Genomic DNA, 24,823 nt, shown 5'->3' on the forward strand with positions numbered 1-24,823 from the left:
AGGCCTAAAACTTCCGGCGTTGAAGTGCTCTTCAACACCAAAAATTTTAGACCCCGTCAAGAACTTGCACAACAAAGCCTTGGAAAAAACGCCGGCAGCCAACATGAACTACTTGCAATTCAACACCAAGCGCAAAGATTTGAACAACGTTGACTTACGCCGTGCAGTTTCATACGCTTTGGATCGCAAGCAACTGACTAAAAAGGTGTTACAAGATGGCTCGCAACCAGCCAAAGCCTTTGCGCCGAATGGCTTAGTCACTGACCCAGCTACTGGCAAAGACTTTACTGACGAAACCACCCAATCGATCACTTACAACCAGGCTAAAGCGAAGGCTTATCTCAAAAAGGCGTTGAAAGAAATCGGCAAATCCAAGCTCAGCTTCACGTTGTTAACTGCCGATAACGAAGTCGACAAACAAGTCGGCGAATACATTCAAGGCCAACTGGCCAAAGTGTTGCCACAATTAACGGTCACGGTCACCAGCGTGCCAAAGCAAACTCGCATCCAACGCTCGCTTGATGGGGATTTCGACGCGGTATTGATGAGCTGGAATTCTAATATCCAAGATGCTTCTGATTACTTGGATACCGCCACTGAAACCAACATTTCCAACTTCTCCAAGTTTAAAGATGCCAAGTACACGGCTTTGATGAAGACGGTCGATACCACCACCAACCAAACTGCCGCGCAACGTTTAACTGAAGAACAAGCTGCCAATGCCCGCGTGGTCAACGTTGCCGGCTACATCCCGGTTTTCCAAAGCGCCAATGATCGCTTGATCAACCGCAAAGTCGGGGGCATTCACTACACTTTGTTTGCCGACACGTATTACAAGAACGCCTATTATAAGAAGTAATCTGAAAAAGGAGCCTGCCATGTTACCACAAATCGAATTTTTGAAGCAGTATCTCAGCTTTCAATCAGTATCCTTGCATGCCCATAACCAGATCCAAGCAACGGCCGAATTCCTGCGCAATCACTTTGAAAGCATCGGCGCACAAAATGTGCAGATCTTAACCACCGACGTCACCAATCCTGCGGTGTATGCAGAAATTCCCGCCCAAGTGCCCAGCGATATCACGGTGTTGTTCTACAACCATTACGACGTGCAACCAGCTGAACCTTTGGACTTGTGGGACACTGATCCGTTTAAGTTAGCGGAACATGATGGCAAGTTGTTTGCCCGCGGCATCAACGATGACAAAGGGGAACTCGCCGCCCGGTTGGCCGCCATCGATGATTTGCGTCAAGCTGGCAAGTTACCGGTCAATGTGAAGTTTTTAGTTGAAGGCGCCGAAGAACAAGGCAGTCCACATTTGGAAGTGTTGCTCAACAAATACGCTGAGTTGTTAAAAGCTGACTTTTGTTTGTGGGAATCTGGCGGCAAAGATGAAAACGGCGAGTTGAAGTTCTCGCTTGGCGTCAAAGGCGGAGTGGCCTTTCAACTAACGGCACGCAATGCGGATCATGATCTACATTCAAGTCTTGGGGCCATCACCGAAAACCCAGCATGGCATTTGGTTCAAGCCTTGGCCACTTTGAAGAATGATGCGGGTGAAATTACGATTCCAGGTTTTTATGAAGACATCATCCCGTTAACCCCAACGCAAAAACAAATCGTGGCGGATTCTGAATTTGACTATGCGACTTATGCCAAGAATGCCGGTTTGACCCGGCCAGCCACCACGGATAACCCAGCTGCGGCGTTGGTGGATCAACCAAGTTTCACGATCAATGGCCTATCCAGTGGTTACGAAGGCCCAGGCACTGGCAAAATGATCCTCCCACATGTCGCTGTTGCCAAACTTGATTTTCGGATCGTGCCTGGCCAAACGGTTGAACACACCATTGAACTGGTGCGCCAAGCGTTAGACGCGAATGGCTTTGAAGATATCGAAATTTCTGGGCTGTTAGGCGAACCCGCTTTTCGCAGTGATCCCGATCATCCGCTGGTGCAAGCAGCGCTTAATGTTGCCCGTGACGCTTATCCAGATGGTGTCAGCGTGGTCTTGAATTCTTCCGGCTCTGGTCCGATGCCTTACTTTTATGCCGTCAATCATGCACCGATCATTTCAGTGGGGATCAGCAATGCTAACTCCGCAGCGCATGGTCCCAATGAGAATGTGACGGTAGCCGATTACATGCAATTTATCGACTACTTAAAGGCGATGTTGCCGGCGTTGGCAACGAATTCATAAACCTCGTGCAAAATGACAAATGAACTTGTATAATGAACGTGGTGAGTGAAGCACTTTCCTTATTTCTGCTCGCTCACTGGCAAAGCGTTCCCCCCGGTTCGAATTTGCCCCATCCCGACGACTCGTCGGGATTTTTATTTGCCCAAATTTGGCCAAAAAAATCCCTATCCGTAAAGTTCCGGATGGGGATGGGGAAACATTATGCCTTTAGCGTCGCCAGTTCTGCGGCCATGTGCTTGGCATCATATTGGGCTTCGCGAGCGTTAACTTGATCTAACCCAACAAAGTGATTGAACTTGTCAAAGGTGATCATGCGATCTTCGTATGACTTGGTGGAGCCGGTTTGAATCAAGGTTTCCACCAATTGTTCATCAGCAAACGCGCGAGCATAAGTCATCGCTGTTGGATAAACCACGATGCGGAAGCCCAAATCGCGCAGCTTGGCGGTATCCGTCAAAGGGGTTTTGCCCCCTTCGATCATGTTGGCCATTAAAGGCGTGTTGGGAAAGGCTTCGTGGATCTTGGTCAATTCGTCGAGGTTGCGCGGCGCTTCGATAAACACCATATCGGCGCCGGCAGCTTGATAGCGCTTGGAGCGCGCGATGGCTTCGTCGAGGTCATACACGGCGCGGGCATCGGTGCGTGACATGATCAAAAAGTCATCATGTTTGCGCGCAGCTTTGGCAGTACGAATTTTTGCTTCTAGGACTTCGGTAGGTTCAACGGATTTGTTATCCATATGCCCACAGCGCTTCGGCCAAGTTTGATCTTCCAAAAATAACCCAGCGGCGCCGATTTGTTCATAAGATTGAACGGTGCGGCGGACATTGGAAAGATCGCCGTAACCCGTATCCGCGTCAGCGAACACGGGAACCGTGGTGGCGTTGACGATTTGGCGACATTTTTCTAACATTTCGCCAAAATCTGCCAAACCGCGATCAGGCATGGCCAAGTTGGCGGCAGAAGTGGCATAGCCAGCGGCGAAAATCGCGTCAGCGCCAGCATGTTGCGCCACTTTTGCGCCTAAGGCATCAGGCGCGACCAGCATGCGGATAATTTGATCAGAAAATACCATGTCTTTAAAGGTTTTGCGCATTAAATCTGCTTTAGTCATTAAAAGGCCTCCTTAGAAGTTTCGATCAAGGGCATCGTATCCAGGGTTTCGCGGATGTTCATTGCGGCGTGGTCTTCAAGGTAACCGGTATCCAGCCAACCGTCGATGCCGTCGATCAACGGGGTATCAAAGCGCCAAGTCGCGATCAAAGGTTTTTGATGTGGGGTGTTGGCCAAGGCTTTGAGTTGCGGCAAAGTCCAGTGGGCGATGGCGATCGCTGAAATCGGCAATCGATCCAGCCAAGTGAGTTTATCGCAAGTGTCGCCGATGCCTTGCGTTGGCAAACTTTCCATCAAGGTCCAAATTTGCGTGTTGGGGTTATCGCGTGCATCCAGTGCCGCATGGATCTTACCTAAGAAATCCGCATCAGCAGTGATTGCAGGTGCGCCTTGGGTGTGGGCCGGGGATTTTTGATCGGAAATCAATAACGCATCAGCGCCAGAGCGTTCGAATTCTTGGGCGGTGTAATAAGTGTTCATCGGATTGCCAAACCCGGATTGTAAATCAGCAATTAACGGCAGATCCGTTTGTAGCCGCATGCGACGTAAGTGGGCGGCATATTCACTGGCGGCAAGCAGTCCGGCGTCGCGAATGCCCAGCAAGGCTTCAGCCGTTAAGCTGCCACTGAGAAACAAACCATCAGCCTTAGCCTCTTTGAGTTGGTGTAAGGTCAAACCTGAGCCGAATGCAGGATAAAAATGTGTCATGAAAATGCCTCCTAAAGTATTAGGGTAAACAAAAAGCGCCCCTCGAATTACGAAGGGCGCTAATGCGCGGTACCACCTTGTTTTTGCTACAAAAAGTAGCCTCTGCGGACAGTGTTAAGCTTATCCGTTGGCCTGATAATGGTGGCAGCCAACCGGCACTCCTCGCACCGGACGCTTAGAGCCTACTTTCCAGTGCGTGGCATCGTTCCTTTCACCATTCAGAACGTCTCTGAAATGCCAACAAAGCTGTACTCCTGCTCGTCATTGCTGTTTACTCATTTGAATTTAACGATACTTTAATCTTTTTTGTCTCACTTGTCAACCACTGCTTGCAGAAAATTTTAACGGTCTGGTTCTGACTTCGTGATTTGTTCAGGTTTTGTTCACAAGATGTTCAAGTTTTTCCCCTGAGTTTTCACATTCCGTTTTTTAAACTAAATGAGTAAGTGAAGTGTGAAAGTAGGCAATTTGATGAGACATCCAATTCAGCACACGCTAGCAGTGGGCGTGGGCATCTTAGCAGTGGTGATCGGCGTGTGGGGCGTGCACCACGTCGTCAGCGGTCACGATCGCCAAACCACCAGCGCAACGGTGAACAATACCAGTTCGACCAGTAGTAGCACCAGTACCACCAACGCCAAGCGCTCAGCGATTCAAGCCAAAATTCAAGCGTATCTGGACCAAGTCGGTGCCGATAAGACTGTCAGCGTGACGTTTAAAAATTTAACCCCGAAAGCTGGCTCGACGGCATCAAAGAATGCCCTGTATAACTCAGGCAGTTTGTCCGCGTCAGTCAACGGCGATACTTTGGAAACCTCGGCCAGCACGTACAAATTATTTATTGCGGCTTATTTGTTCAGCCATAATTATTCGTGGACAGATTCCGCCACGACTGGTTTTAACAATATGGTGGTGAACTCTGCCAATGATTTTTCTGAAAGCATTCTTTCAGAGTATGGGGCGTCGACTATCGACAGTTATTTGACCAGTCAAGGTTGGAACAAAGTGTTTGATGATGACCGCGCGGCAGAAACCACCAGTAATACCTTGGCGTCAGTGTTGACCAGCTTACAAGCCGGGACCGGTGCCTTTAGTAACAGTAGTTTGCAACAATGGCTGCTCAGTGACATGAGCAAACAAGTGTATCGCGATGGCATTCCTGCCGCTGCCGGCTCTGGTGCCACGGTGCAAGACAAAGTCGGGTTCTTGGATGATGTCAATAATGATGCGGCGATCGTGACCTTGCCTGATGGCGAACGGTTCATTTTAGTGATCATGACGCATGGCCATAACCAAGCGACGTTGGATTTCTCGCGGATCAACACCATCGCCAAACAAGTGATCAAACTCGCATATGGTGCTTGACTTTTGTAAGTAGCGCAGGTATTATGCAGATAAGCGGTCATAGTAGGGACTTAAAGAGAGTTGAACCATTGCTGAAAGTTCAACAACGCACCCGAATCCAAGCCGCAGATCCGATAATTCAATATTGCTAAGTAAAAGTGTGAAGCGTGGCTTCGAACGAGGATGGTACCGCCCAATTCTGGGTGCCTCGATCGAAGGCACGCTTTTTGGCTCAGGAGGAACGTATGATTCGCAGTCTGCAACATTGTCACCGCATCGTGGTAAAAATCGGCACTAGTAGTTTGATCCACAAAAATGGCAAGGTCAACTTGCAAACCATCGACCGCTTGGCCTACACGCTAGCGGCATTGAACAATCAAGATTATGAAGTGGTGTTAGTTTCTAGTGGCGCGATCGGTGTGGGCCTGGATAAAATGCACCTCACTGAGCGCCCGGCTGCCATCGCCGAACAACAAGCCATCGCCGCAGTCGGTCAAGGTGAATTGTTGCGCTTATACATTCAACGCTTTTCCGATTACGACACCCAAGTCGGGCAAATGCTGTTGACGCATGACACCTTTGATTATCCGGTCAGCCGCCAACACGTGCTCGACACCCTGGAAACATTATTGCAGCGCTCAATCGTGCCGATCATCAACGAAAACGATACGGTCGCAGTTGATGAAATGGATCATCGCACCACGTTTGGTGATAACGATCAGCTGTCTGCTTTGGTGGCCAGTCGCATCGACGCCGATTTATTGTTGGTGTTATCTGATATTGACGGATTGTATGACGCCGACCCGCACAAATTTCAAAATGCTCGCAAACTTGAAGCCGTGACGCATTTGGGCCAAGACATTTTGCAAGCGGCAGGGGGCAGCTCCACGCGCTTTGGCACTGGGGGCATGGTCACCAAGCTCAAAGCTGCGCAAACGATGATGCAAGCAGGCAAGGCGATGGTGTTATGCAGTGGCGCTGATCCGCGGGTGATTTTACGCGTGTTGGCGGGGGAAGATGTTGGCACTTGGTTTGGCAAAAATACCGCAACGCTTAACGCATAGGAGGAAAACTGATGCAAGCAGCTGATTTGATTCAATTGGGGCAACAAGCCCAAGACGCCGCCAGTATACTGGCACAACTGGATAACGCCGCTAAAAATCGGGGCTTGATGGCGATGGCTGATGCCTTGATCGCACATACCCCTGAGATTCTCGCTGCCAATGCCCAAGATGTTGATGCAGCGGCTGGTAGCAAATTCTTAGACCGCTTGACGTTAACTGAAGCGCGCATCCAAGATATGGCCACCGGCTTGCGTCAGTTGGCCAGCTTACAAGACCCAACGGCTAAAGCGGATCAAGCTTGGCGCAATGAAGCCGGCTTGTTGATCATTCAACAGCGCGTGCCATTGGGTGTGGTGGGGATCATTTATGAAGCCCGGCCAAATGTTACCGCTGATGCTGCTGGGTTGACCTTAAAATCTGGCAATGCAGTGATCTTGCGTGGTGGCAAAGAAGCGCTGCGCTCCAACATGGCCGTGGTCAACGTGTTACAAGCTGCATTGAAGTCCGTCGACTTACCAGAATTAGCCGTGCAATTAGTCACCGACCCAAGTCACGAAATCGCCAATCAAATGATGCACCTCAACGGCTACATCGATGTGCTCATTCCTCGTGGTGGTGCGGGCTTGATTCAAGCGGTGGTCAAAAATGCCACGGTGCCCGTGATTGAAACTGGCGCTGGCAACTGTCACATTTATGTCGACAAAGCCGCAGATTTACAAATGGCCATCGACATCACGGTCAATGCCAAAGTCCAACGCCCAAGTGTTTGCAATGCTGCGGAAAAATTATTGATCCATCAAGATGTGGCGGAAGCCTTTTTGCCAGCGATCGCCAAAGCCTTGCAGGACCATGGTGTTGAATTGCGCGGGGATGCACGGGCTTGTGCCATTGTGTCAGACATGATCCCAGCCACAGATGCCGATTGGGATACTGAATACAATGATTTGATCATGGCGGTAAAAGTGGTCGATTCTGAAACCGAAGCGATCAAGCACATCAACGCGCACAACACCAAGCATTCTGAAGCCATCATCACGGAAAACTACGCGGCCAGCCAACAATTCTTGCGTCAAATCGATGCGGCGTGTGTGTATGTGAATGCGTCGACCCGCTTCACAGACGGCTTTGAATTTGGCTTCGGCGCCGAAATCGGGATCTCCACGCAAAAGCTTCACGCCCGCGGTCCCATGGGCTTGGCTCAGCTGACCACGATCAAATATCAAATTTTAGGTGACGGCCAAGTTCGCGCCTAAAACTTCACAAGCGTCAAATTAGGAACGTGTGCCTGCAAGTGGTTACAATTAAGGTAAACCATTTGGAGGGCACTTTTATGAATGAATTCACACCAGGCATGTTGGTGCGTTGTCGCGCCAATGGCAATATGATGTTTGACTTTACCGGACAAATCACTAAAATATATGAGCACTCTGCAATCGTGGAAATCGATCAATGCGATGCCCGCGATTTATTGACCGCGCGGGAGTTGTTAGGGCGCATTGTGATCAGCCTTGACGCGATGCAACCAGCGGCAATCGAGATCGCAGTCGACGAAGCAGTGGGCTAAGTGTGTTATAATAGACTAAATCATTTTTAGGGGGATACACAGTTATGGCAGAAGAAATCGCCGTGGGTGATTTGGTCACCGTGCGCAAAAGCGCTAATGTTCCGCTGAGCTTTAAAGGTACTGTGCAAAAGTTGTACGTCAACTCCGCAATGTTGACCATCGACAGCTTTGATGATGCCGATGCCATGTTGGTCGAAGACCTCAAAGGCAAAACCGTCATCAACTACAAGCACATTTTAAAAGGTGGCAAAGCCGTTATTCCACCAAAGCCAGAAGAAAAGAAGTAATGAAAAAATCCTGCCAGTTGGTAGGATTTTTTTAGTGGGTCGCAAGCATTTTGTGAACGGCATCGCTGAGGCGGACCCAATGTGGTTGGGTGAAGTGATCACACAAAATCAACAGCGCGATGATCAAGGCACTGATCGGGAGTAAATTCGGCGGTAAAAACATGATCCCCATCACGCCGCCAGCCACTAGCGGCGATTCCAAAATCGTGCCGCCTGCTGCGATCGCAAACACGGCGATCGTGAAAATCGGATCGATCGGCAACCAGAAACTCAACGCGATACCTTGGGCAGTGGTGCAAAACAACACGGGAAAAATATCCCCGCCGATCCAGCCAGTATTCAAACAAATCGTCAATAAGCCGAGTTTCAAGCCTGCTGCCAGTAGCAAGGCGCCAGTGCTGTGATGTTGCCAACTGCCAGCTAACAAATGAAAGTTAGCCATGCCGGAGCAATTGATCGCCGGCAGCCAAATGCTCGCGGCATAAATCGCCAGGCCGCCGATTAACAACAAGGCCCAATCGCGGTGGACGCGGCCAAGAATGATTTTGCGCAAGCTGATCATCAACGCTAATTCAAGGCGTCCTAATCCCCGTCCAAAAATAAAAATTGGCAATAACCACAACAATTCATGCCATTGCCAAGCAGAGTGACCAAGATAAACGATCACAGAAGGTTCCCCGCCGAACTTGCAGGTGAGATAAAAACTCAAGACGCCAGCCGCAAAGTAGCCAATGGTTAGCGGCGTCCACAAACTGTGATGTATTTGTGCGGCTGGTCGACTGATTAACTGGTGATTCACCTGAAACATCGCGCGAAGGCGGCCACTTGTGGATAAGTGTCCCCAGTTGGCGTTTAAGTAGCGCAATTTATCCAGCAACCAGATCCCACCTAAACAGGTGGTGGACACTAACGTCGCTTCAGGCCCTAAACTGGTACCAGAGGTTAAAATCAAAGCTGGCAACAGAAATTGCAACGGTAAATAGCGATAATCACTGGTGCCAGTGGCTTTTAAGTCGGCACGAATTTGTCCCAATGGCTTCGGCAGCTGATTAAAACGGCGCTGGATCCAAAAAATCAACACGCCGATGATCGTGATCCACAAGGCGTTAAACACTGGTCGCACCATATGGCCGATGCCGACGATTTCGATCAGCTTGCCTTGCAACAAATAAAATCCGCCCAACCCACTGCCGATCAGGATGCTGGCGAGTACCCCATATCCCCAAATTGTTAACCGTTTGTGCATGAACCCTCCTACAACTTTTAAAAACCACAACCTTTCAAGCGTAAGCGAGGGAAAAACTTGTGTCCAGATGCCTAAATTGGGAGTTATTTGTGCATAACTATCTTCACACCAAAAAATCCCCTTCTAGTTATGCACCAGAAAGGGGATAAATAAATGGTTAACTGATCGTCGCACCAGTGGTATCAACATCTGTGACGAGTAGTTGCCCAGCAGACAAACTGTGCTTCAACAACTCAACAAAACGTGTTGATCGAATCGGCGCTAGGCACACCAAAGCCGGCCCATTGCCAGCCACAAAACAACCGTAACCGCCACATTGGATCACGGCGCGATTGACCATTTCGGCTTGCGGGAAATATTCTGGCGTCACTTGGGTGCGCAAAGGTTCAAGTGGTAAATGATTGCGTAAGTAATTATCATCGGCTTTGGCCAAGGCTTTGGTGAAGCGGGCATAATCTGCTGCGTTGACGTTTTGCTCAGTGTAATGGCTCGGCACGCTGGCTTCCACAAATTGATCAGGGGTATAAATGACCCACTGCAAGGCTTGAACAGCTTGGCGTTCCAAGCGTTCAGTGCGCGGATCGTAAGTTTGCATGCCGCCGTGCAACGCTGCGTGTAAGGCTGCTGGGAAAGGTTCATACCCTAAAGCCGTTTCAATGATCTGCGTTTCGCTGAGGTGCAAGTCGGCGAGTTGATCGGCTAACATGATGCCAGCCAAAGTCGCGGCATTTGACCCACCTAAGCCGACGCCAACTGGTAGATCAGTGGTCAACACCAAGCGATGCGGCAAAAGGCCAGGCGCGACGCTGTCAGCGACAGATACGATCATATTACTTTCGTCATGGGATAACTTGGCCTCATGATGATCAATTTGCCAATCCAATGCTTCTTCTTCAATATCAATATTCAGCCCAGCTGTGATGGCAGTGGCAAGATTTTGTCCTAATGGCGAGCGGGACGTGATCACGCCAGGAACGTGTATGCGCATAAGGTCGTCCTCCTTTCGCGAACGCGTGCTCATCACGCGTCAACTAAAATGAAATTACACATAGTATATCTAATAATAATCTCATTTTCCAGACGTTTTTTAACTTTTGCCGAAAAATATCGATCGGCAAGCGTGTTTTCACCTGATCCCGAGCACACTGAACTTCAAATGGAAAGAAGTCACTGTTTTTTTCTGAAAAATGGTACAATTATTGAGATCGGGAGGTCGTTATGGTCAAACTCATTTTATTGCGGCATGGGCAAAGTGCTGCGAATTTCTCAAATACTTATACTGGCTGGTCAGATGTGCCGCTGACTGATTTTGGCGTGCAACAAGCCCAAGCGGCAGGCCAGGCGTTAGCCGATACCGGCATCTTAGTCGATCACGTGCACACCAGTTTGTTGCAGCGCGCGATCAAAACGGCGTATATCGTGCAAGATGAACTGGACGCCAACTGGTTGCCGATCACCAAATCTTGGCGGTTGAATGAACGTCATTATGGCGCCTTGCGCGGGATCAACAAAGATCTGACTCGCAAGTTATTTGGCGCGCAACAAGTGGCAGTGTGGCGGCGCAGTTTTGATGGGCGGCCACCCTTGTTGGTCAACCCCAGTCGTTCACGGCGGTATCATGCTTATCCTAAAAGCATCGTGCCGCGTGGTGAAAGCTTAGCCGATGCCGTGGTGCGCTTGGTGCCTTATTGGACCGCTGAACTTGCACCACGTTTGATGGCAGGGGAGAATCAACTGGTCGTCGCTCACGGTTCAACTTTGCGCGCGTTGATCAAGTATTTGGAAAACATTTCCGATACTGGCATCGATCAAGTCGAAGTTGCCAATGCCCAACCGATTGTCTACACCTTAGATGACAAATTAAAAATCTTAGATAAAACTGTTTTAGACACGAAAATCGTTCGCTGATGTCAGCGAGCGATTTTTTCTTCTGATGATATCCGTTAGTGTAAGTGATTCATACCGCGTCAGGGCCAGCGGGCGACGAAATGAGTCATGCCGTCGTTGATACACTAAGGATGTTGCAACATGACCGTTTTTAATTGTTCAGCTAGCGATATCAACACAAAAAATTTGTGAATGGAAGTGGCTTGGCAGAACGAAGGAAAACTGGACAATTGCCTGTGGCAGTAGAATCAAGAATGACGCCGGGTTTTGGCGGCATGCGCAGATTCTACCGGCAGATTTTGAAACAAAGTGGTTTTCTTTGGTTCAAAATCTAGGCAAAAGAGCATCAGCGATTTTTGCTGATCTCTGGAGCCGGCCGCACTGGCAACTTGTCCAGTTTTCCGTAGTGTCGCCAAGGTGCTGGCCTTCACAAATTTTCGTGCCAGATGCAGGTCACGGGCAAAAAAATAAACACCGCCGCAGCGATGTTTATTTTCCAAAGGATTAAGCCAAGGCACCCATTGGATCCCAAGGGGCCAAAACAGTTGGTTGCGCGTATTCTTTTTTGATGGTGTCGTTTAATTCAGTGGACAAGAAGGACTTGTTGATGACGATTTGGTAAACAAATTCGTCAAACCAAGCATCAGAAGCGACGAAGTAACCTTTTTCGCCGACTTTATCGCCCCATGAGTTTTCGACCTTCCACTTCGTTGGCTTGCCGTCGACGATATCCACACCGGTCAAAACCATGGCGTGGGTCATCAAGGATTCGCCGTAGTCCAAGCGTTCTGCTTTGGACATGGTGAAGTCGGTGTCAAACAAGGTGTCTTCATCATAAATCGCAGTGTCCAAGATCCCGATTTTACGGTCAGAAGATTGGCCGACATCAGAACCAAACCAGACAGATTCGCCAGCTTCAAGCTGCTTGATGGCCAAAGCTTTGAAGTCGTTGATTTCCAGGTTCAAGTGACGCACTTCACGGCCGCCGATGACGTTGCCTAACATTTCCACCGTGTATAAGTGGTTGTAAGGCTTGTCGGCAGTTGGGGAGTTGATGATGGATTGATATTGATCCAAGTCCCAGCCAATGTACTTGTCGTAGAAGGTCTTTGGCGTCAAGTCGCGATCGATATGATAAGCTTTGTCATCATCGCGGTATTCGAAGTCGAATTCTGTAGGTGGGTTGCCTAAGGTGTAAGCTAAAATGCGATAAACTTCAGACAACATCTTGGATTTGGCATCCGCGATATCTTTTTCTGAAGCTTTGTCAGCAACCAGTTTGCGCAATGCCACTGCGTCATGGCGTAGCTTTAAGTTCAACGTGGAATTGAGTTCACGCGAAGCGCTGGATGAGAAGGTTTCAGGCATGGCAGACTTTGGCACGATGCCGTATTTGTCGATCAATGCCGTCAACATGTCCCATTGGCCACCATCTTGTTGTGGAGTGGTCATCAAGAACGCCACTTTACGGGAATCTAAGGGTTGGTCAGCAGTAGCCAAAACGTTTTCGTAGAAGTAGTTGGACTTTTCGAATTTGTCCCAGAAAAAGGTGAAGTTTTGGGAGAGTTCAAAATCCTTGATCTTAAATTGTGCTTGAATGCCATGGCGCATGGTGTTCAATGCGGCAAACATCCAGCAACGGCCAGATTGTTTTTGGTTGGCAACAGCGCCAGTGGACAAATCAATGGAGAAGGTTTGGTCCATTTTGGTTTGGGATTCGATGGATTCAGCGGACTTTAACACGCCGTTGTTCATCACGGCTTTTTGTAAGGCCTTAGAACCTGGTGTGGCGTCGAGCGCTTTTTGATATGATGCAAGATCTGCAGCAGTAATTGCAGTTGACATGAAATGCCTCCTCAATGAGAAAAATATTAAAACAATGAGACTATTTTACCACATTAAGCCTCAGGTGTGGGGCGCAACACGTCAGCGTATTCTGGATGCGTGTCAAAAGCGTGGCGCGCATACGTGCACAGCGGCTCTAAAGTTTTGCCTTCTGCGCGTGCCTGTTCAACCACGGCTTTGATCAGTTGCCCAGCCACACCTTGGCCGCGCAAGGAATCATCGACATAGGTTTTATCGATGACATAAGATTGGTCATCGATGTCAGGAAAGGTGACTTCTGCCAGCAATTTGCCATTTTGTTCGTTGAAAATGCGATTTGGTTCATGTTGAAATTCCATGATGCACCTCCGATTTACTTTAATTTTAAAGCCTCCAGTCGCTGAATTCAACTGAGCTCGTGGTAAGATACGTATAGTAGAAATTATTTTGGAGGATGTTATGTCGCAACGAGGATTTGAAATTGTTTCAGCGTATCAAAATGCGGGGTTAAAACTCCCAGAACGCCAAACCGCCAATGCCGCCGGCTATGACTTTTTTGCCCGGGAAGATTTCGTGTTGAAGTCCATTTGGCGCTATGACTTTATTCGCTTATTCCGCTTGATCAAAAACGAACACCCCCTGACGCCTGATGATATGCAGCGCGCCTCCAGTATTTTAAAGCCCTTGTTGGTGCCAACTGGCATTAAAGCTTACATGCAACCAAACGAAGTGTTGATCTTAGCCAACCGTTCATCCAATCCCTTGAAGCGCGGGTTAGTGATCCCCAATGGTATCGGCGTGATCGATGCCGATTATTACAACAACCCGTCTAACGAAGGCGAGATCTTTATTCAAATGGTCAACGCGTCACCGCGCGATGTCGTCATTGCCAAAGGCGAACGCATCGGCCAAGGGATCTTCATGCCATACTTGTTAGCCGACGGCGATCTCGGCAATGCGAACCAACGCACTGCTGGTTTTGGCTCAACTGGCGTGAAGTAATCATTTTGTCAAAAATGGTTTGCAGTTTATTTGCGTAATCTATTAATAGGAGGCGAGGGCCATGGCGAAAACCACCACGCGTTATGTTTGTAGCAATTGTGGGCGCAGCTTTGCGTCTTATTTAGGGCGCTGTCCCAACTGCGGCGCTTGGAATACCATCGAAGAAGAAGTGGTTGCCGCCCCGGCTGCCGCCAAACAAGCAGCACCGCGGCACACCAGCGATGGTCACCAAATCCGTCCACAGCGCTTAGATCAAGTTGAAATTCAAAAAGAAACCCGCATCGGTTCAGGCCTTGGTGAACTCAACCGGGTGCTTGGCGGCGGGATCGTACCAGGGAGTTTGATTTTGATCGGTGGCGACCCAGGGATCGGGAAGTCCACGTTGTTGTTGCAGGTGTCCGGAACCTTGGCGCATGAAGGCAGCAAAGTCTTATATGTCTCCGGGGAAGAATCTGCCAGCCAAATCAAAATGCGCGCCGGCCGGCTTGGTGTGGGCAAATCGGGGATGTACTTGTATCCGGAAACCGATATGCCGAGCATTACGCAAGCCATCGACGACATGCATCCGGATTATGTGGTGATCGACTCGGTGCAAACCATGAATGTGCCAGAAATGAGCTCTGCTGTCGGTTCTGTGGCCCAAATTCGTGAAGTCACGGCGGAACTGATGCGCATCGCCAAATCCAACACCATTACGATTTTTATCGTCGGGCATGTGACCAAAGAAGGCGCCATTGCCGGGCCCAAAATCTTGGAACACATGGTGGATACCGTGTTGTATTTTGAAGGCGACATGCATCACACGTATCGCATGTTGCGGTCAGTGAAAAACCGGTTTGGCTCCACCAATGAAATCGGAATTTTTGAAATGCATGAATCCGGGTTGAAAGAAGTGGCCAACCCGAGCGAATTGTTCTTGGATGAACGCTTAGCTGGTGCGACTGGCTCGGCGGTGGTGGTGTCGATGGAAGGTACGCGGCCGATTTTAGTTGAGATTCAAGCGCTGATGACGCCGACGCAATATGGCAATGCCAAGCGTACCAGCTCAGGCATCGATCACAACAAAGTCTCGTTGATCATCGCGGTGCTCGAAAAGCGCGCCAACTTAATGCTCCAAAACCAAGATGCTTATTTGAAAGCCACTGGTGGGGTGCGTTTGGATGAACCTGCAATCGATTTAGCCGTGGCGATGGCGTTGGCCAGCTCTTATCGTGACAAAGAAATTTCGCCGACGGATTGCTTTGTCGGCGAAATTGGCTTGACTGGGGAAGTGCGGCGCGTGAACCATATCGAAGATCGCATCAAAGAAGCGGCGAAACTTGGGTTTAAACGCATTTTTGTCCCAAAGAATAACCTGCAAGGATGGACGTCTCGTGATAAGATTGAGGTAATCGGTGTCACAAGCATTGCAGAGGCATTGCAACGCGTTTTTGCGTGATAGCGACAACAATTTTGAAAGGAGGCTTGCATGATGAAAAAACGCGTGATCGCCTTAGTGTTTGGCCTAGTCGGCATCGGCTTAGGCTTAGGATTTCTCCCGGCATTGTGGGAACTGTTGAATCTTGAAAATTCAACCTGGCTCAACAATGCGCTGGTCGATGCGCTGTTGGGGCTGTTGATCTTTTTGATCTTAGCGGAACTCTCCGCCGGTTTCATCATTCGCGAGTTAAAAAAAGTCGAAACTTTCTTGGGCAAACAATCCCCAAGTTATCTGTTGTTCGGAAGTCTGGGAACCATTATCGGATTGGTGTTAGCCGCCATTATTTCGATTCCCTTTTATAATTTACCCGATCCATTTGGGGCCTTGATTCCGATTATTTTGATGTTGTTCTTAGGTTATATGGGGTTTCGGATGGGGACGACGCGCCGCGACGAATGGCGCAAGTTGTTAAGCATTCGCAAACAACAGCCTAAAGAGCCGACAGAATCAGGCGATATTCTAGAGCGCCACGCTGGTGACAACTTCCGCAAGTACAAGTTGTTGGATACGTCCGTGATCATCGACGGCCGCGTGGAAGCCATCGCCAAAACTGGCTTTATCGAAGGGACGCTGCTGGTGCCAACCTTTGTAGTGCATGAACTGCAATTGATCTCCGATTCGGCAGATGCCTTGAAGCGTGGGCGCGGCCGGCGCGGGTTGGACATTTTGAACCATATGAAAGAAGATCCTGAACTACATGTGGAAATGTATGACGGGGACTTTGAAGATATGACTGAAGTGGACTCCAAGTTGTTGAAATTAGCCAAAATGCTCGACGGCATCGTGATGACTAACGACTACAACTTAAACAAAGTCGCCCAATTCCAAAACGTGCCAGTATTGAATATCAACGCCTTGGCCAATGCTTTGAAGCCTGAAGTCTTACCAGGCGAAGGCATGACGGTCAAAGTAATCAAAGCCGGGACTGAACGGCAACAAGGCGTCGCTTATCTGGAAGATGGCACCATGGTGGTGGTTGAAGATGGGCAATTCTACATCAATCAACCGTTAGCTGTGATCGTGACCTCTGCGATTCAAACTGCTGCTGGCCGGATGGTCTTTGCCAAGCCTGCCCATCAGCAGAAATCATTGAAAGATGGACCAGAGAAGAAACCGGCTGCTAAGGCTGGAAATAATAAGTCAGCGCCTAAGCGTCGTTGATTTTGGGAGAGACTCGACTTGATGTCGGGCCTTTTTTGTTATTCAATGCGTTGCAATCGGCTTGGGGTTCGTGCTAGAATGAAGACATAGAAAAAACGTGGTACGCCAATACCACGCCGGAAAAGTTCTCCTCAGCAGGCAGTTTACAAACCGGCAACCAACAGTACGAATTATTTTAAAGCTAATCGCGCATACTGGTCAAAGTATAATCAGCGCGATTTTTTATTGCCGTTTTTTCGCTTCGACTTTTTTGAAGTCTGACGCATCGCGAGCCAATACGGCGCTGCTGACGAAAGCAACGCCGCCAATGCTGTAATCCAATCTGTTATAGAAACCGACTGGTCGCATTGCTGGATCACGACTGTGGCTGCTAACACAGCCACCGACGTAGAGACACTCCTTTCCCAGATTTTGTTTCTGCCACAGGTTCCATTGGCATCGACTCCTTTCTGGTACTGAAAGGTCACCGCTCTGTTCACTTTTCTGTTTAGGAAAATCATACCAAGGTTTGGCAGTCGAAAGTAGTCCCTAACAGTTATAACCGAATATTTATTTTGTTATTTAATTTAACGCTTTGCCACCGGCGTATAATTGAAATCGAGTGTAGAAACGGAGGAATGACTGATGAACTTAACCGACGATGTTGAACCGATCAAGGCAATGGGGCATCTCAAGCATTTTGCGGCTGGTGAAGACTTGTTGCGCGAAGGTGATCAGGCGCAAAGTTTATTTTTCATTCAGCAAGGCGCCGTGCGACTGTGGCATAACGACGACGGCCGCGACATTACGTTGCAGTTTTTCTTTGAAGACGAAGCGGTGGCGTCGTTTGAAAGTTTCTATTTACAAGAACCTAGTCTGTTTGCCATCACCGCCATTGAGCCGACCACTGCGCTGGTGATCGATGGCAAGGTGTTGCGCCATCGTTTAGAAACTGATCCGGCCATGATCTCAGCGTTCACCGATCACATCGCGCATCGGTTTATCGATTACATGCGCTATTTTTTGAATCGGATCGAACAGTCTCCTGAAACGCGCTATCGGAGTTTGCTGGCCAGTGATCCTGCATTAGTCAAGCGCGTCCCACAATATGAGCTCGCTACTTACCTTGGCATTACCCCAGTATCCTTGTCCCGAATTCGCAATCGTGTAAAAAAATCTCAGGCCAATTAACAAAGGTTAATGCTGAGCCCTGGCTGAGACGATATGCTGTTTCCATCAACTAATGGAGGTCAGTAAAATGACAAAAACAGTAATCGTAACGTCTCACCCATATGCAGGTAGCTTCTGCCACGCCTTGATGGAATCCGCCAAAAAAGGCGCTGAACAACAAGGCCACGAAGTCGATGTCATCGATTTGGAAGCAGATGGCTTTGATCCCGTGATGCACAGTGCAGATTTAATCGGCTTTTTGAAACATAAAGCGCAAGACGACCAAGCCATCGACTATATTGAACGCGTAAAACTTGCCGATCATTTGATTTTAGTTTTCCCAATTTGGTGGGAATTGATGCCTGCCATGATGAAAGGCTTCATCGATAAAGTCATTTTCCCAGGCGAAACTTTCGACTACACCAAAGACGGCACCGGGATGACGTCTTTGCTAACCAACCTCAAGTCCACCACCATTATGACCACCATGAACACACCAAAAGCTTTGTATCGTTGGGTGTTTGGCGATGCGATTCAGCGCGCTTTGATCCGCGGAACTTTCCGGAAAATGGGTTTGAAGCAAGTGAAATGGCTCAGCTGCAACATGGTGAAGAAAAGTTCAGATGCCAAGCGTCAACAATGGTTAGCCCAAGCTGAAAAAATTGGTGCGCAAGCTTAAAAACAGTAGTATCGGTCGGTGGGGCATGATATTATAAAACTACATTTGACATGACACCTCGTTTGGAGGCACTCACCGATGAAAGCTTACCGCGCCCTTAACCCGATTTCTGTCGTGTTCGCCGTCATTGCGATGCTGGTTATCAGCGTTGCTTGTCTTACCGCTTATCGCAGTTTTCAATCGCAGTCAGGCAATGCAGTCACAATTTGGGACCAAGATGGCAATCGTGTGCATCCAAGTCCATACCAGGATACGGATACCACGAAGCACGTGTACGACAACAAAACCAAGCAAGTCATCGAAATCGAGCGTCAGTCTGATGGCACTTGGCAACCAAAATAACCCATCCCTTAGTCGCAGCTGATCAGTTGCGGCTATTTTTGTGATGAAAATATAAGTTTTTTCTTGGCATCCATTTTCAGAAAGCGTAAGATATTCAATTGGCATTAATTCAATTGAGTCAGTGCAATATGTTGACTCGTACATATTCGGGAGGAATTATTTACCATGAAAATGGATCCAGATTTGAGTCCAGATACCAAATCTTATATGAAATGGCCGATGTTGACGTTATTGACGTTCACCACCATCGTCGGCTTTGAAGACGTGATTTATCCATTCCAAAACCAAGGCTTGTCCGTGATTTTCTCATGGATCTTCATGGCAGTGGCTTATGTGTTGCCTTATGGGTTGATCTCCGCCCAAATGGGTTCGACCTTTAATGAAGCTGGCGGTGGGTTGGCGAGTTGGTCCAAACATGCGCTAGGCGAAGGTGCCGGGTATTGGACTGGTTGGATGTTTTGGGCCAGCTTGATGCCTTACACTGTCGACGTGGCCAACTCCGTCATCGTGTCGTTGTCTTGGACGATTTTAGGCAACAATACGTTAGACAAGTACATGACCAATGTGATGTTTGGGATCTTCACGTTCGTTGTGATCGGCTTGTTCTTAGTGTTCCAAAACCTGGTACAAAAGTCGCTGGAAATTCTCGGCATGTTAGCCGGTGGCGCGATGTTTATCATGACGGTGTTGTTTGTCATTATGACTGTGGTCGGCTTGAAGCAAGGGGTCCACATTGCCACGCAACCTTTCACTTGGTCCGCGTTTATTCCCAAGTTTGATACGCACTACTTTGCCACCACTGGGTTATTAGTGTTTGCCGTGTCAGGCGCAGAAATTGGGGCCGCGTATGTCACGAAGTTGCGCAATCCGAAATCCGAATTCCCTAAAGCGATGTACTTGTTGATCGTGCTCACTGTGTTCTTGACGGTGTTTGGTTCCTTAGCATTAGGCGTATTCTTCAACGCGCATCATTTACCAAACGATTTGAAAATGAATGGCGCCTTTTATGCCTTTGATCGTTTAGGCGAAAGCTTAGGCCTGGGCAAGTTGATGTTGCACATTTATTCGTTTGTTTCCTTTATTTACATGTTGTCACAGCTCGGCGTTTTGCTGGATGCGTCCAGTCGCGTGTTGTCTGGGGATGCCTCCGATCGTTACATGCCAAGTTGGATGCGCAAACTCGACCGCACTGGCCGGCCGATCCATGCGTACACCTTGACGGCTTTGCTTTGCTTATTCTTGTTGCTGCTGTCAGGAACGCTGCCTTCGATCAACTCCATTTTTAACTGGTTGTTGAACTTAAACGGGATCGTGACGCCTTATAAATCTTGCTGGCTGTTCTTAGGCTTCATCGCCTTGCGCTTGCATGAAGACCGCTTTGATTCGCCATTTGTCTTTATTAAAAACAAAGGCTTGGCGATCACCGTCGGGGTCTGGGGCTTCTTGTTTGCCTTTGTCTGCGCGAGCCTTGGCGTGTTGCCACAAGAAGGCGCGCTGTGGTCTGGCTTATGGTGGCATGAACTGGCGATGAACGTCGTGTCAGTTGCCGTGTTGTTCGGCGTTGGCGGGATCATGCCGATTTTGGCACGTCGGGAACAAAAGAAAACGTCATTGCTCAAGCATTAAAGCGACGCTGGTAGATTTCAGCTGGTGTTTCATCACCTAAACCGCTATCATAAATGTATAGTCTTTTATGAAAGCCGTGAATGCAATGTTGTGGATCATTTTGTTGGTGGTGTTTGCCATCGTGTACTTCCGTTATCGCAGCTGGTTTGAAACGCCAAAAGGCCGCTTGACCTTAGATATTATTATTTTAGTGATCGTCGCTGTGTTAGCGTTGTTCCATGGATTTAAAGGCTCGATGGTGATGTGGATCGAAGGCTTGATCGGGTTAGTTTCGATTTACGATGCCGTGATCCAGATCCGCCAATTGCGTCAAAAATAATGGTTGTTGGCTGCCTCGTTTTTGAGGCAGCTTTTTTAATCTACCCTGCTAGCCAAGGAAACTCGGGAATCTACTGCCGAGAGGAATTGACGATTTGGCAGGGCTTCTTTATTTCCAATTTTGTTAAATAATTATATTTTACGTGTTGGGCGTTTTTGAATTGATTTTCGAACGTACGTTTGCTACTATTCAGGTAAGAAGAGGTGACGATACGATGAAACCCAAATCAGATGAAGAAGAGAAGAAACCCCTTTTTGCCAAGTTAAAGTATCACTTCGGAATTAAGCTCGTCGCTTTTCCGAGCTCAGATCAAAAGACGACCATCAAACAAAACTCAGATGCTGCACGTTTTATTTATAATGAGTTCGTCGCACTTGGCCTAGAAGGTTGGAAATTGCGACGGTTAGAGAAAAGCTTAATTCAAAATCAGGTATCTTCGAGTAATCCTGAGTGGTTTACCCTTGCGCTTAAAGCCGTTGCGGCAAGATTAAAGATTATCGGAGACCAGCTTTACAATCCAACCCAATTGAAACAACGGTTCAAGTGGCTGGATAAGAACAAACGCATCGATTCAACGATGTTATATGCAACGTTGAACTTTTATCGTGCCAGTTGGAACATGTTCCACAAAGTCCATTCTGCTGGTATTCCGAAGTTCCATAAGAAATCAGATTCCCAGCGTTACTCGACATTAAAGACGACTAACAATATTCGCATCGCTGACCAGAATCATTTGAAAATTCCCAAAGTCGGTCAGATACGAGTGACTAAGATTCCTGATTGGCTACTGAATCGGACTGATATTGAAATTAGTGGTGCCTCCGTCAAGATGGATGCAGTTGGTCGTTATTCGATTTCATTAACTTTAGGATCAGATCACCCCTTCAAAGAAGAATTACCAAAGACGAATTCCAAGGTTGGAATTGATGTCAACGTTGAAAATCTATATATCGACTCATTTGGAGATGTCGTCGAGAATCCTCGATTCTACCAGAAACAGAAGAAACAACTTCAAAAAGAACAACGCAAGTTAGGTAAACGTGCGGCTCGGGCCAAGAAAGAACATCGCTCACTGCGTACAGCCAAGAACTATCAAAAGCAACGTAAAGTCGTCGCCGCGCTTCACCACCGCATCTATAATCAACGTCATAATTTCCTTCATCATGTTTCCACAGCATTGATCAAGAACCACGATCTCGTTGTGGCAGAAAAGCTGCAAGGAAAAAACCTGTTAAAAAATCACGCCTTGTCCCAACGCATCCAAGATGTCGGCTGGGGGATCTTATTTGAGGACCTCGCTTACAAAGCCAAACTCTATGGAAAAGAATTTACCAAGGTCGACCCAAAAATGACCACCCAAACCTGCCACACTTGTGGATTTGTGATGGGTCGTGGCGGAACACGGAAATTGACTTTGGCAGATCGCATTTGGACGTGTCCAAAATGCCAGACTAAGCATGTGCGTAATCATAACGCAGCGATCAATATTTTGAGTAAAGCAACAGTTTAAACTGTTCGGGGCGCGGCAACCTGCCTCGTAAGTTTGGGTAACTCCTGACTTTGGAGCGACTAGTCTGCACGCATAGTGGCTTTTGTCTCAGATTATCCAAATAAATTGTGAACGCCTCAGAGGTTAACGAGGGATGAGGCTCTTACAAGCTTGCGAATTCATTCACGGGTGGTTGACAGGAAGAAACGAAACCGCTTGCAAAAAAATCACCACCTGAGATAATCAGCGTATGGAGGTGAGCGCGATGCATAATCGCTGGTATGGGGCCAAACATTTGCACGCAATTTGGGCGTGGGGGCGCAACGCTGGCAATTTCTCTGGGCGGTCGAGTCGCTCAGAATATTGGTGGATGTGGTTGTTTGGGTATTTGTTGTCGCTGATGTTGAATTTTGTTGTGATCGTGCAAGGTGAAGCCATCTACACAAGCGCTAACTTGCGGCAGATGTTGATCGTCACGCTGATTGCTATCATTGTGGTGACCATTTTGCCAAGTACGGCACTACAAATTAGACGCTTGCGCGATGCCGGCATCGACTGGCGCAAAGGGGTAGCAGTGATGCTCATCGAAGCGGTGATGGCAATCGGCTTTATCCTGCTGCATGGGGTGATCGGCAAGCTCGCTTTGGTGGGGTTGTTAGCCAGCGGGGCGCTTTTGTTGTGGTGGTCTTATCAACCCAGCATCGCCTAGTGGATTTTTTCTGCAAGCCGTGTGTGTCTGTGGTACACTAGTAACGCATTGTTTAAAGAAAAATGGAGGCGTAATGCATTGGCAGATCGACCAATTCGGGTGCGCTATGCACCAAGTCCAACCGGCCATCTTCATATCGGAAATGCCCGGACGGCACTGTTCAACTATCTTTTCGCACGTCATTACAATGGGACGATGGTACTTCGCATTGAAGATACCGATCAAAAACGGAACATTGCAGATGGTGAAAAAAGCCAAATCGAAAACCTGCACTGGTTAGGCATTGATTGGGATGAAGGTCCAGATAAAGGCGGCGACTTCGGGCCGTACCGTCAGTCTGAACGCAAAGACATCTACATGAAATACATCAACCAATTGCTGGCTGAAGGCAAGGCTTACGAATCTTACAAGACTGAAGAAGAATTGCAAGCCGATCGTGAAGCCCAACAAGCCAACCACGAAATGCCACATTACGTTTACGAATATGAAGGCTTGACTGAAGCTGAAAAGCAAGCCAAGATCGATGCCGCTAAGGCTAAGGGCTTGACCCCAGTCATTCGCTTCCACATTCCAGCGGATAAAACGTATGAATGGCAAGATATCGTCAAAGGCGACATTTCCATCGATGGCAACACCATCGGCGGCGACTTTGTCATCTTAAAGCGCGACGGCATGCCAACTTACAACTTTGCCGTGGTTATCGACGATCATTTGATGGAAATCACCCATGTTTTACGTGGGGATGACCATATCGCCAACACCCCAAAACAAATGGCTGTTTACGACGCCTTAGGCTGGGAAGCCCCAGTCTTTGGCCACATGACCTTGATCATCAACGGCGCTACTGGCAAGAAGCTTTCCAAGCGTGACGAAAACGTCTTACAGTTCATCGAACAATATCGTGAACTGGGCTACTTGCCAAACGCGATGTTCAACTTCATCACCTTGCTCGGCTGGTCTCCTAAAGGCGAAGACGAAATCTTCACCAAAAAGGAATTCATCAAGTTATTTGATGAAAAGCGCTTGAGCAAATCACCGGCGCGTTTTGACCAAAAGAAACTGGAATGGGTCAACAACAAGTACATCAAGGAAACCCAACCTTCAGAGCTCACCGCTTTGGCTTTGGAAAACTTGATCGAAGCTGGCCGCGTACCTGCAGATCCAGACGCCAACACCATCGAATGGGCGCGTCAAATGATCAGCTTGTACATTCCACAAATGAGCTACACGCAACAAGTCGTTGATTTGTCCAGCATCTTCTTTGAAGATCGCACGGAATTGACTGAAGACGAAATGAAAGAAATCGCCGATGACAATGCCTTGCCGATCATCAAGTTGTTGAAAGAAAAGCTCGAAGCCTTAGACGTCTTCACGGCTTACTTCATCAACCAAGAAGTTTACCAAATCCGCTTGGCTTTGGGTGTTAAGGGCCGCAAGCTCTTCATGCCAGTCCGCATCGCTGCCACTTTCCATATGCACGGCCCACAATTGGCCGAAACCATGGAATTAATGGGCCGCGACAAAGTCATGGCCAACATCGACCGCGTGTTAGCGCTGATCGAAAAATAAGCATTTGGGCGTGCGGACAAAAACCTGGACTTCGGGTATGATGTCATTATGTATTCAAAA

General features: G+C 48.3%; 26 protein-coding genes and 1 other annotated feature. Of the genes, 19 read left to right on the forward strand and 7 right to left on the reverse strand.

Annotation, left to right across the window (positions count from 1 at the left end):
- Both FD01_RS08955 and FD01_RS08960 read left to right on the forward strand, forming a co-directional pair.
- The coding region (locus FD01_RS08955; RefSeq protein WP_235802946.1) for an ABC transporter substrate-binding protein at positions 1–859 on the forward strand (859 nt) is incomplete at its 5' end.
- A 19-nt stretch (positions 860–878) separates the two neighbouring features.
- Entirely contained in the window at positions 879–2,201 is a 1,323-nt protein-coding gene (locus tag FD01_RS08960; RefSeq protein WP_056963808.1) for a M20/M25/M40 family metallo-hydrolase, read from the forward strand.
- 199 nt (positions 2,202–2,400) lie between these two features.
- Here the strand turns inward: FD01_RS08960 and FD01_RS08965 are convergent, their stop codons facing one another.
- Entirely contained in the window at positions 2,401–3,315 is a 915-nt protein-coding gene (locus tag FD01_RS08965; RefSeq protein ID WP_056963810.1) for an isocitrate lyase/PEP mutase family protein, read from the reverse strand.
- Positions 3,315–4,022, reverse strand: coding sequence for an isocitrate lyase/phosphoenolpyruvate mutase family protein (locus FD01_RS08970; RefSeq protein WP_054716594.1), 708 nt, complete (start codon positions 4,020–4,022; stop codon positions 3,315–3,317). Before FD01_RS08970 ends, FD01_RS08965 begins: the two co-directional genes overlap by 1 nt.
- Positions 4,023–4,071: 49 nt before the next feature.
- Positions 4,072–4,296 (reverse strand) — a binding site (T-box leader).
- A gap of 197 nt (positions 4,297–4,493) precedes the next feature.
- On the opposite strand from FD01_RS08970, the gene FD01_RS08975 reads away from it, so the two are divergent.
- From FD01_RS08975 to FD01_RS08995, 5 genes are all read left to right on the forward strand, one after another.
- The gene (locus FD01_RS08975; protein ID WP_056963812.1) at positions 4,494–5,387 is read left to right on the forward strand and encodes a serine hydrolase; all 894 of its coding nucleotides are present in this window, start codon (positions 4,494–4,496) and stop codon (positions 5,385–5,387) included.
- Positions 5,388–5,611: 224 nt separating this feature from the next.
- Positions 5,612–6,430, forward strand: a complete 819-nt coding sequence (gene proB / locus FD01_RS08980; protein WP_054716586.1) for a glutamate 5-kinase — start codon at positions 5,612–5,614, stop codon at positions 6,428–6,430.
- 11 nt (positions 6,431–6,441) lie between these two features.
- Positions 6,442–7,683: a glutamate-5-semialdehyde dehydrogenase gene (locus tag FD01_RS08985; RefSeq protein WP_056963814.1), complete on the forward strand. Its 1,242-nt coding sequence runs from the start codon at positions 6,442–6,444 to the stop codon at positions 7,681–7,683.
- 77 nt (positions 7,684–7,760) lie between these two features.
- A complete protein-coding gene (locus FD01_RS08990) occupies positions 7,761–7,994 on the forward strand; it encodes a hypothetical protein (protein ID WP_054716583.1) in 234 nt (77 codons plus the stop codon).
- Between the two features lie 44 nt (positions 7,995–8,038).
- Positions 8,039–8,281, forward strand: coding sequence for a hypothetical protein (locus tag FD01_RS08995; RefSeq protein WP_056963816.1), 243 nt, complete (start codon positions 8,039–8,041; stop codon positions 8,279–8,281).
- A gap of 31 nt (positions 8,282–8,312) precedes the next feature.
- Here the strand turns inward: FD01_RS08995 and FD01_RS09000 are convergent, their stop codons facing one another.
- Together FD01_RS09000 and FD01_RS09005 are read right to left on the reverse strand one after the other, a co-directional pair.
- On the reverse strand, positions 8,313–9,527 hold the full coding sequence (locus FD01_RS09000; protein ID WP_054716580.1) for a chloride channel protein: 1,215 nt from the start codon (positions 9,525–9,527) through the stop codon (positions 8,313–8,315).
- 157 nt (positions 9,528–9,684) lie between these two features.
- Positions 9,685–10,515 carry a GHMP family kinase ATP-binding protein gene (locus FD01_RS09005; protein ID WP_056963819.1) on the reverse strand — a complete coding sequence of 277 codons (831 nt, stop codon included), beginning with the start codon at positions 10,513–10,515 and terminating at the stop codon, positions 9,685–9,687.
- A gap of 230 nt (positions 10,516–10,745) precedes the next feature.
- Between FD01_RS09005 and FD01_RS09010 the strand changes: the two genes are divergently transcribed.
- Positions 10,746–11,435: a 2,3-bisphosphoglycerate-dependent phosphoglycerate mutase gene (locus tag FD01_RS09010; RefSeq protein ID WP_054716573.1), complete on the forward strand. Its 690-nt coding sequence runs from the start codon at positions 10,746–10,748 to the stop codon at positions 11,433–11,435.
- Positions 11,436–11,662: 227 nt separating this feature from the next.
- Here the strand turns inward: FD01_RS09010 and FD01_RS09015 are convergent, their stop codons facing one another.
- Genes FD01_RS09015 through FD01_RS09025 form a run of 3 tightly spaced genes read right to left on the reverse strand, consistent with a single transcriptional unit; the run spans position 11,663 to position 13,597 of the window.
- Complete coding sequence (locus FD01_RS09015; RefSeq protein ID WP_152164783.1) at positions 11,663–11,914, reverse strand: hypothetical protein; 252 nt, start codon at positions 11,912–11,914, stop codon at positions 11,663–11,665.
- A gap of 4 nt (positions 11,915–11,918) precedes the next feature.
- Entirely contained in the window at positions 11,919–13,259 is a 1,341-nt protein-coding gene (locus FD01_RS09020; protein WP_054716567.1) for a C1 family peptidase, read from the reverse strand.
- 53 nt (positions 13,260–13,312) lie between these two features.
- On the reverse strand, positions 13,313–13,597 hold the full coding sequence (locus FD01_RS09025; RefSeq protein WP_056963824.1) for a GNAT family N-acetyltransferase: 285 nt from the start codon (positions 13,595–13,597) through the stop codon (positions 13,313–13,315).
- Between the two features lie 100 nt (positions 13,598–13,697).
- Here FD01_RS09025 and FD01_RS09030 point away from each other — a divergent pair, with 100 nt between their 5' ends.
- The 11 genes from FD01_RS09030 (at position 13,698) to gltX (ending at position 24,763) form a co-directional block, all read left to right on the forward strand.
- Positions 13,698–14,240, forward strand: a complete 543-nt coding sequence (locus FD01_RS09030) for a dCTP deaminase/dUTPase family protein (RefSeq protein WP_056963826.1) — start codon at positions 13,698–13,700, stop codon at positions 14,238–14,240.
- Positions 14,241–14,301: 61 nt separating this feature from the next.
- Complete coding sequence (gene radA, locus FD01_RS09035) at positions 14,302–15,678, forward strand: DNA repair protein RadA (protein WP_056963828.1); 1,377 nt, start codon at positions 14,302–14,304, stop codon at positions 15,676–15,678.
- 33 nt (positions 15,679–15,711) lie between these two features.
- Entirely contained in the window at positions 15,712–16,881 is a 1,170-nt protein-coding gene (locus tag FD01_RS09040; protein WP_054716564.1) for a PIN/TRAM domain-containing protein, read from the forward strand.
- A 624-nt stretch (positions 16,882–17,505) separates the two neighbouring features.
- A complete protein-coding gene (locus FD01_RS09045) occupies positions 17,506–18,051 on the forward strand; it encodes a Crp/Fnr family transcriptional regulator (protein ID WP_054716561.1) in 546 nt (181 codons plus the stop codon).
- A gap of 67 nt (positions 18,052–18,118) precedes the next feature.
- Positions 18,119–18,709, forward strand: coding sequence for an NAD(P)H-dependent oxidoreductase (locus FD01_RS09050; protein WP_054716558.1), 591 nt, complete (start codon positions 18,119–18,121; stop codon positions 18,707–18,709).
- Positions 18,710–18,787: 78 nt separating this feature from the next.
- Positions 18,788–19,051: a hypothetical protein gene (locus FD01_RS09055; RefSeq protein ID WP_054716555.1), complete on the forward strand. Its 264-nt coding sequence runs from the start codon at positions 18,788–18,790 to the stop codon at positions 19,049–19,051.
- Between the two features lie 165 nt (positions 19,052–19,216).
- On the forward strand, positions 19,217–20,677 hold the full coding sequence (locus FD01_RS09060) for an APC family permease (RefSeq protein WP_152164782.1): 1,461 nt from the start codon (positions 19,217–19,219) through the stop codon (positions 20,675–20,677).
- A gap of 85 nt (positions 20,678–20,762) precedes the next feature.
- On the forward strand, positions 20,763–20,996 hold the full coding sequence (locus tag FD01_RS09065) for a hypothetical protein (RefSeq protein ID WP_054716549.1): 234 nt from the start codon (positions 20,763–20,765) through the stop codon (positions 20,994–20,996).
- A gap of 214 nt (positions 20,997–21,210) precedes the next feature.
- Entirely contained in the window at positions 21,211–22,506 is a 1,296-nt protein-coding gene (locus tag FD01_RS09070; RefSeq protein ID WP_056963831.1) for an RNA-guided endonuclease InsQ/TnpB family protein, read from the forward strand.
- A gap of 244 nt (positions 22,507–22,750) precedes the next feature.
- A complete protein-coding gene (locus tag FD01_RS09075; RefSeq protein WP_056963833.1) occupies positions 22,751–23,194 on the forward strand; it encodes a DUF805 domain-containing protein in 444 nt (147 codons plus the stop codon).
- Between the two features lie 78 nt (positions 23,195–23,272).
- Positions 23,273–24,763, forward strand: coding sequence for a glutamate--tRNA ligase (gene gltX / locus FD01_RS09080; RefSeq protein WP_056963834.1), 1,491 nt, complete (start codon positions 23,273–23,275; stop codon positions 24,761–24,763).
- The last annotated feature ends 60 nt before the right edge of the window (positions 24,764–24,823 follow it).

The sequence above is a fragment of the Lacticaseibacillus manihotivorans DSM 13343 = JCM 12514 genome (genome assembly GCF_001435035.1).
Classification (GTDB): domain Bacteria; phylum Bacillota; class Bacilli; order Lactobacillales; family Lactobacillaceae; genus Lacticaseibacillus; species Lacticaseibacillus manihotivorans.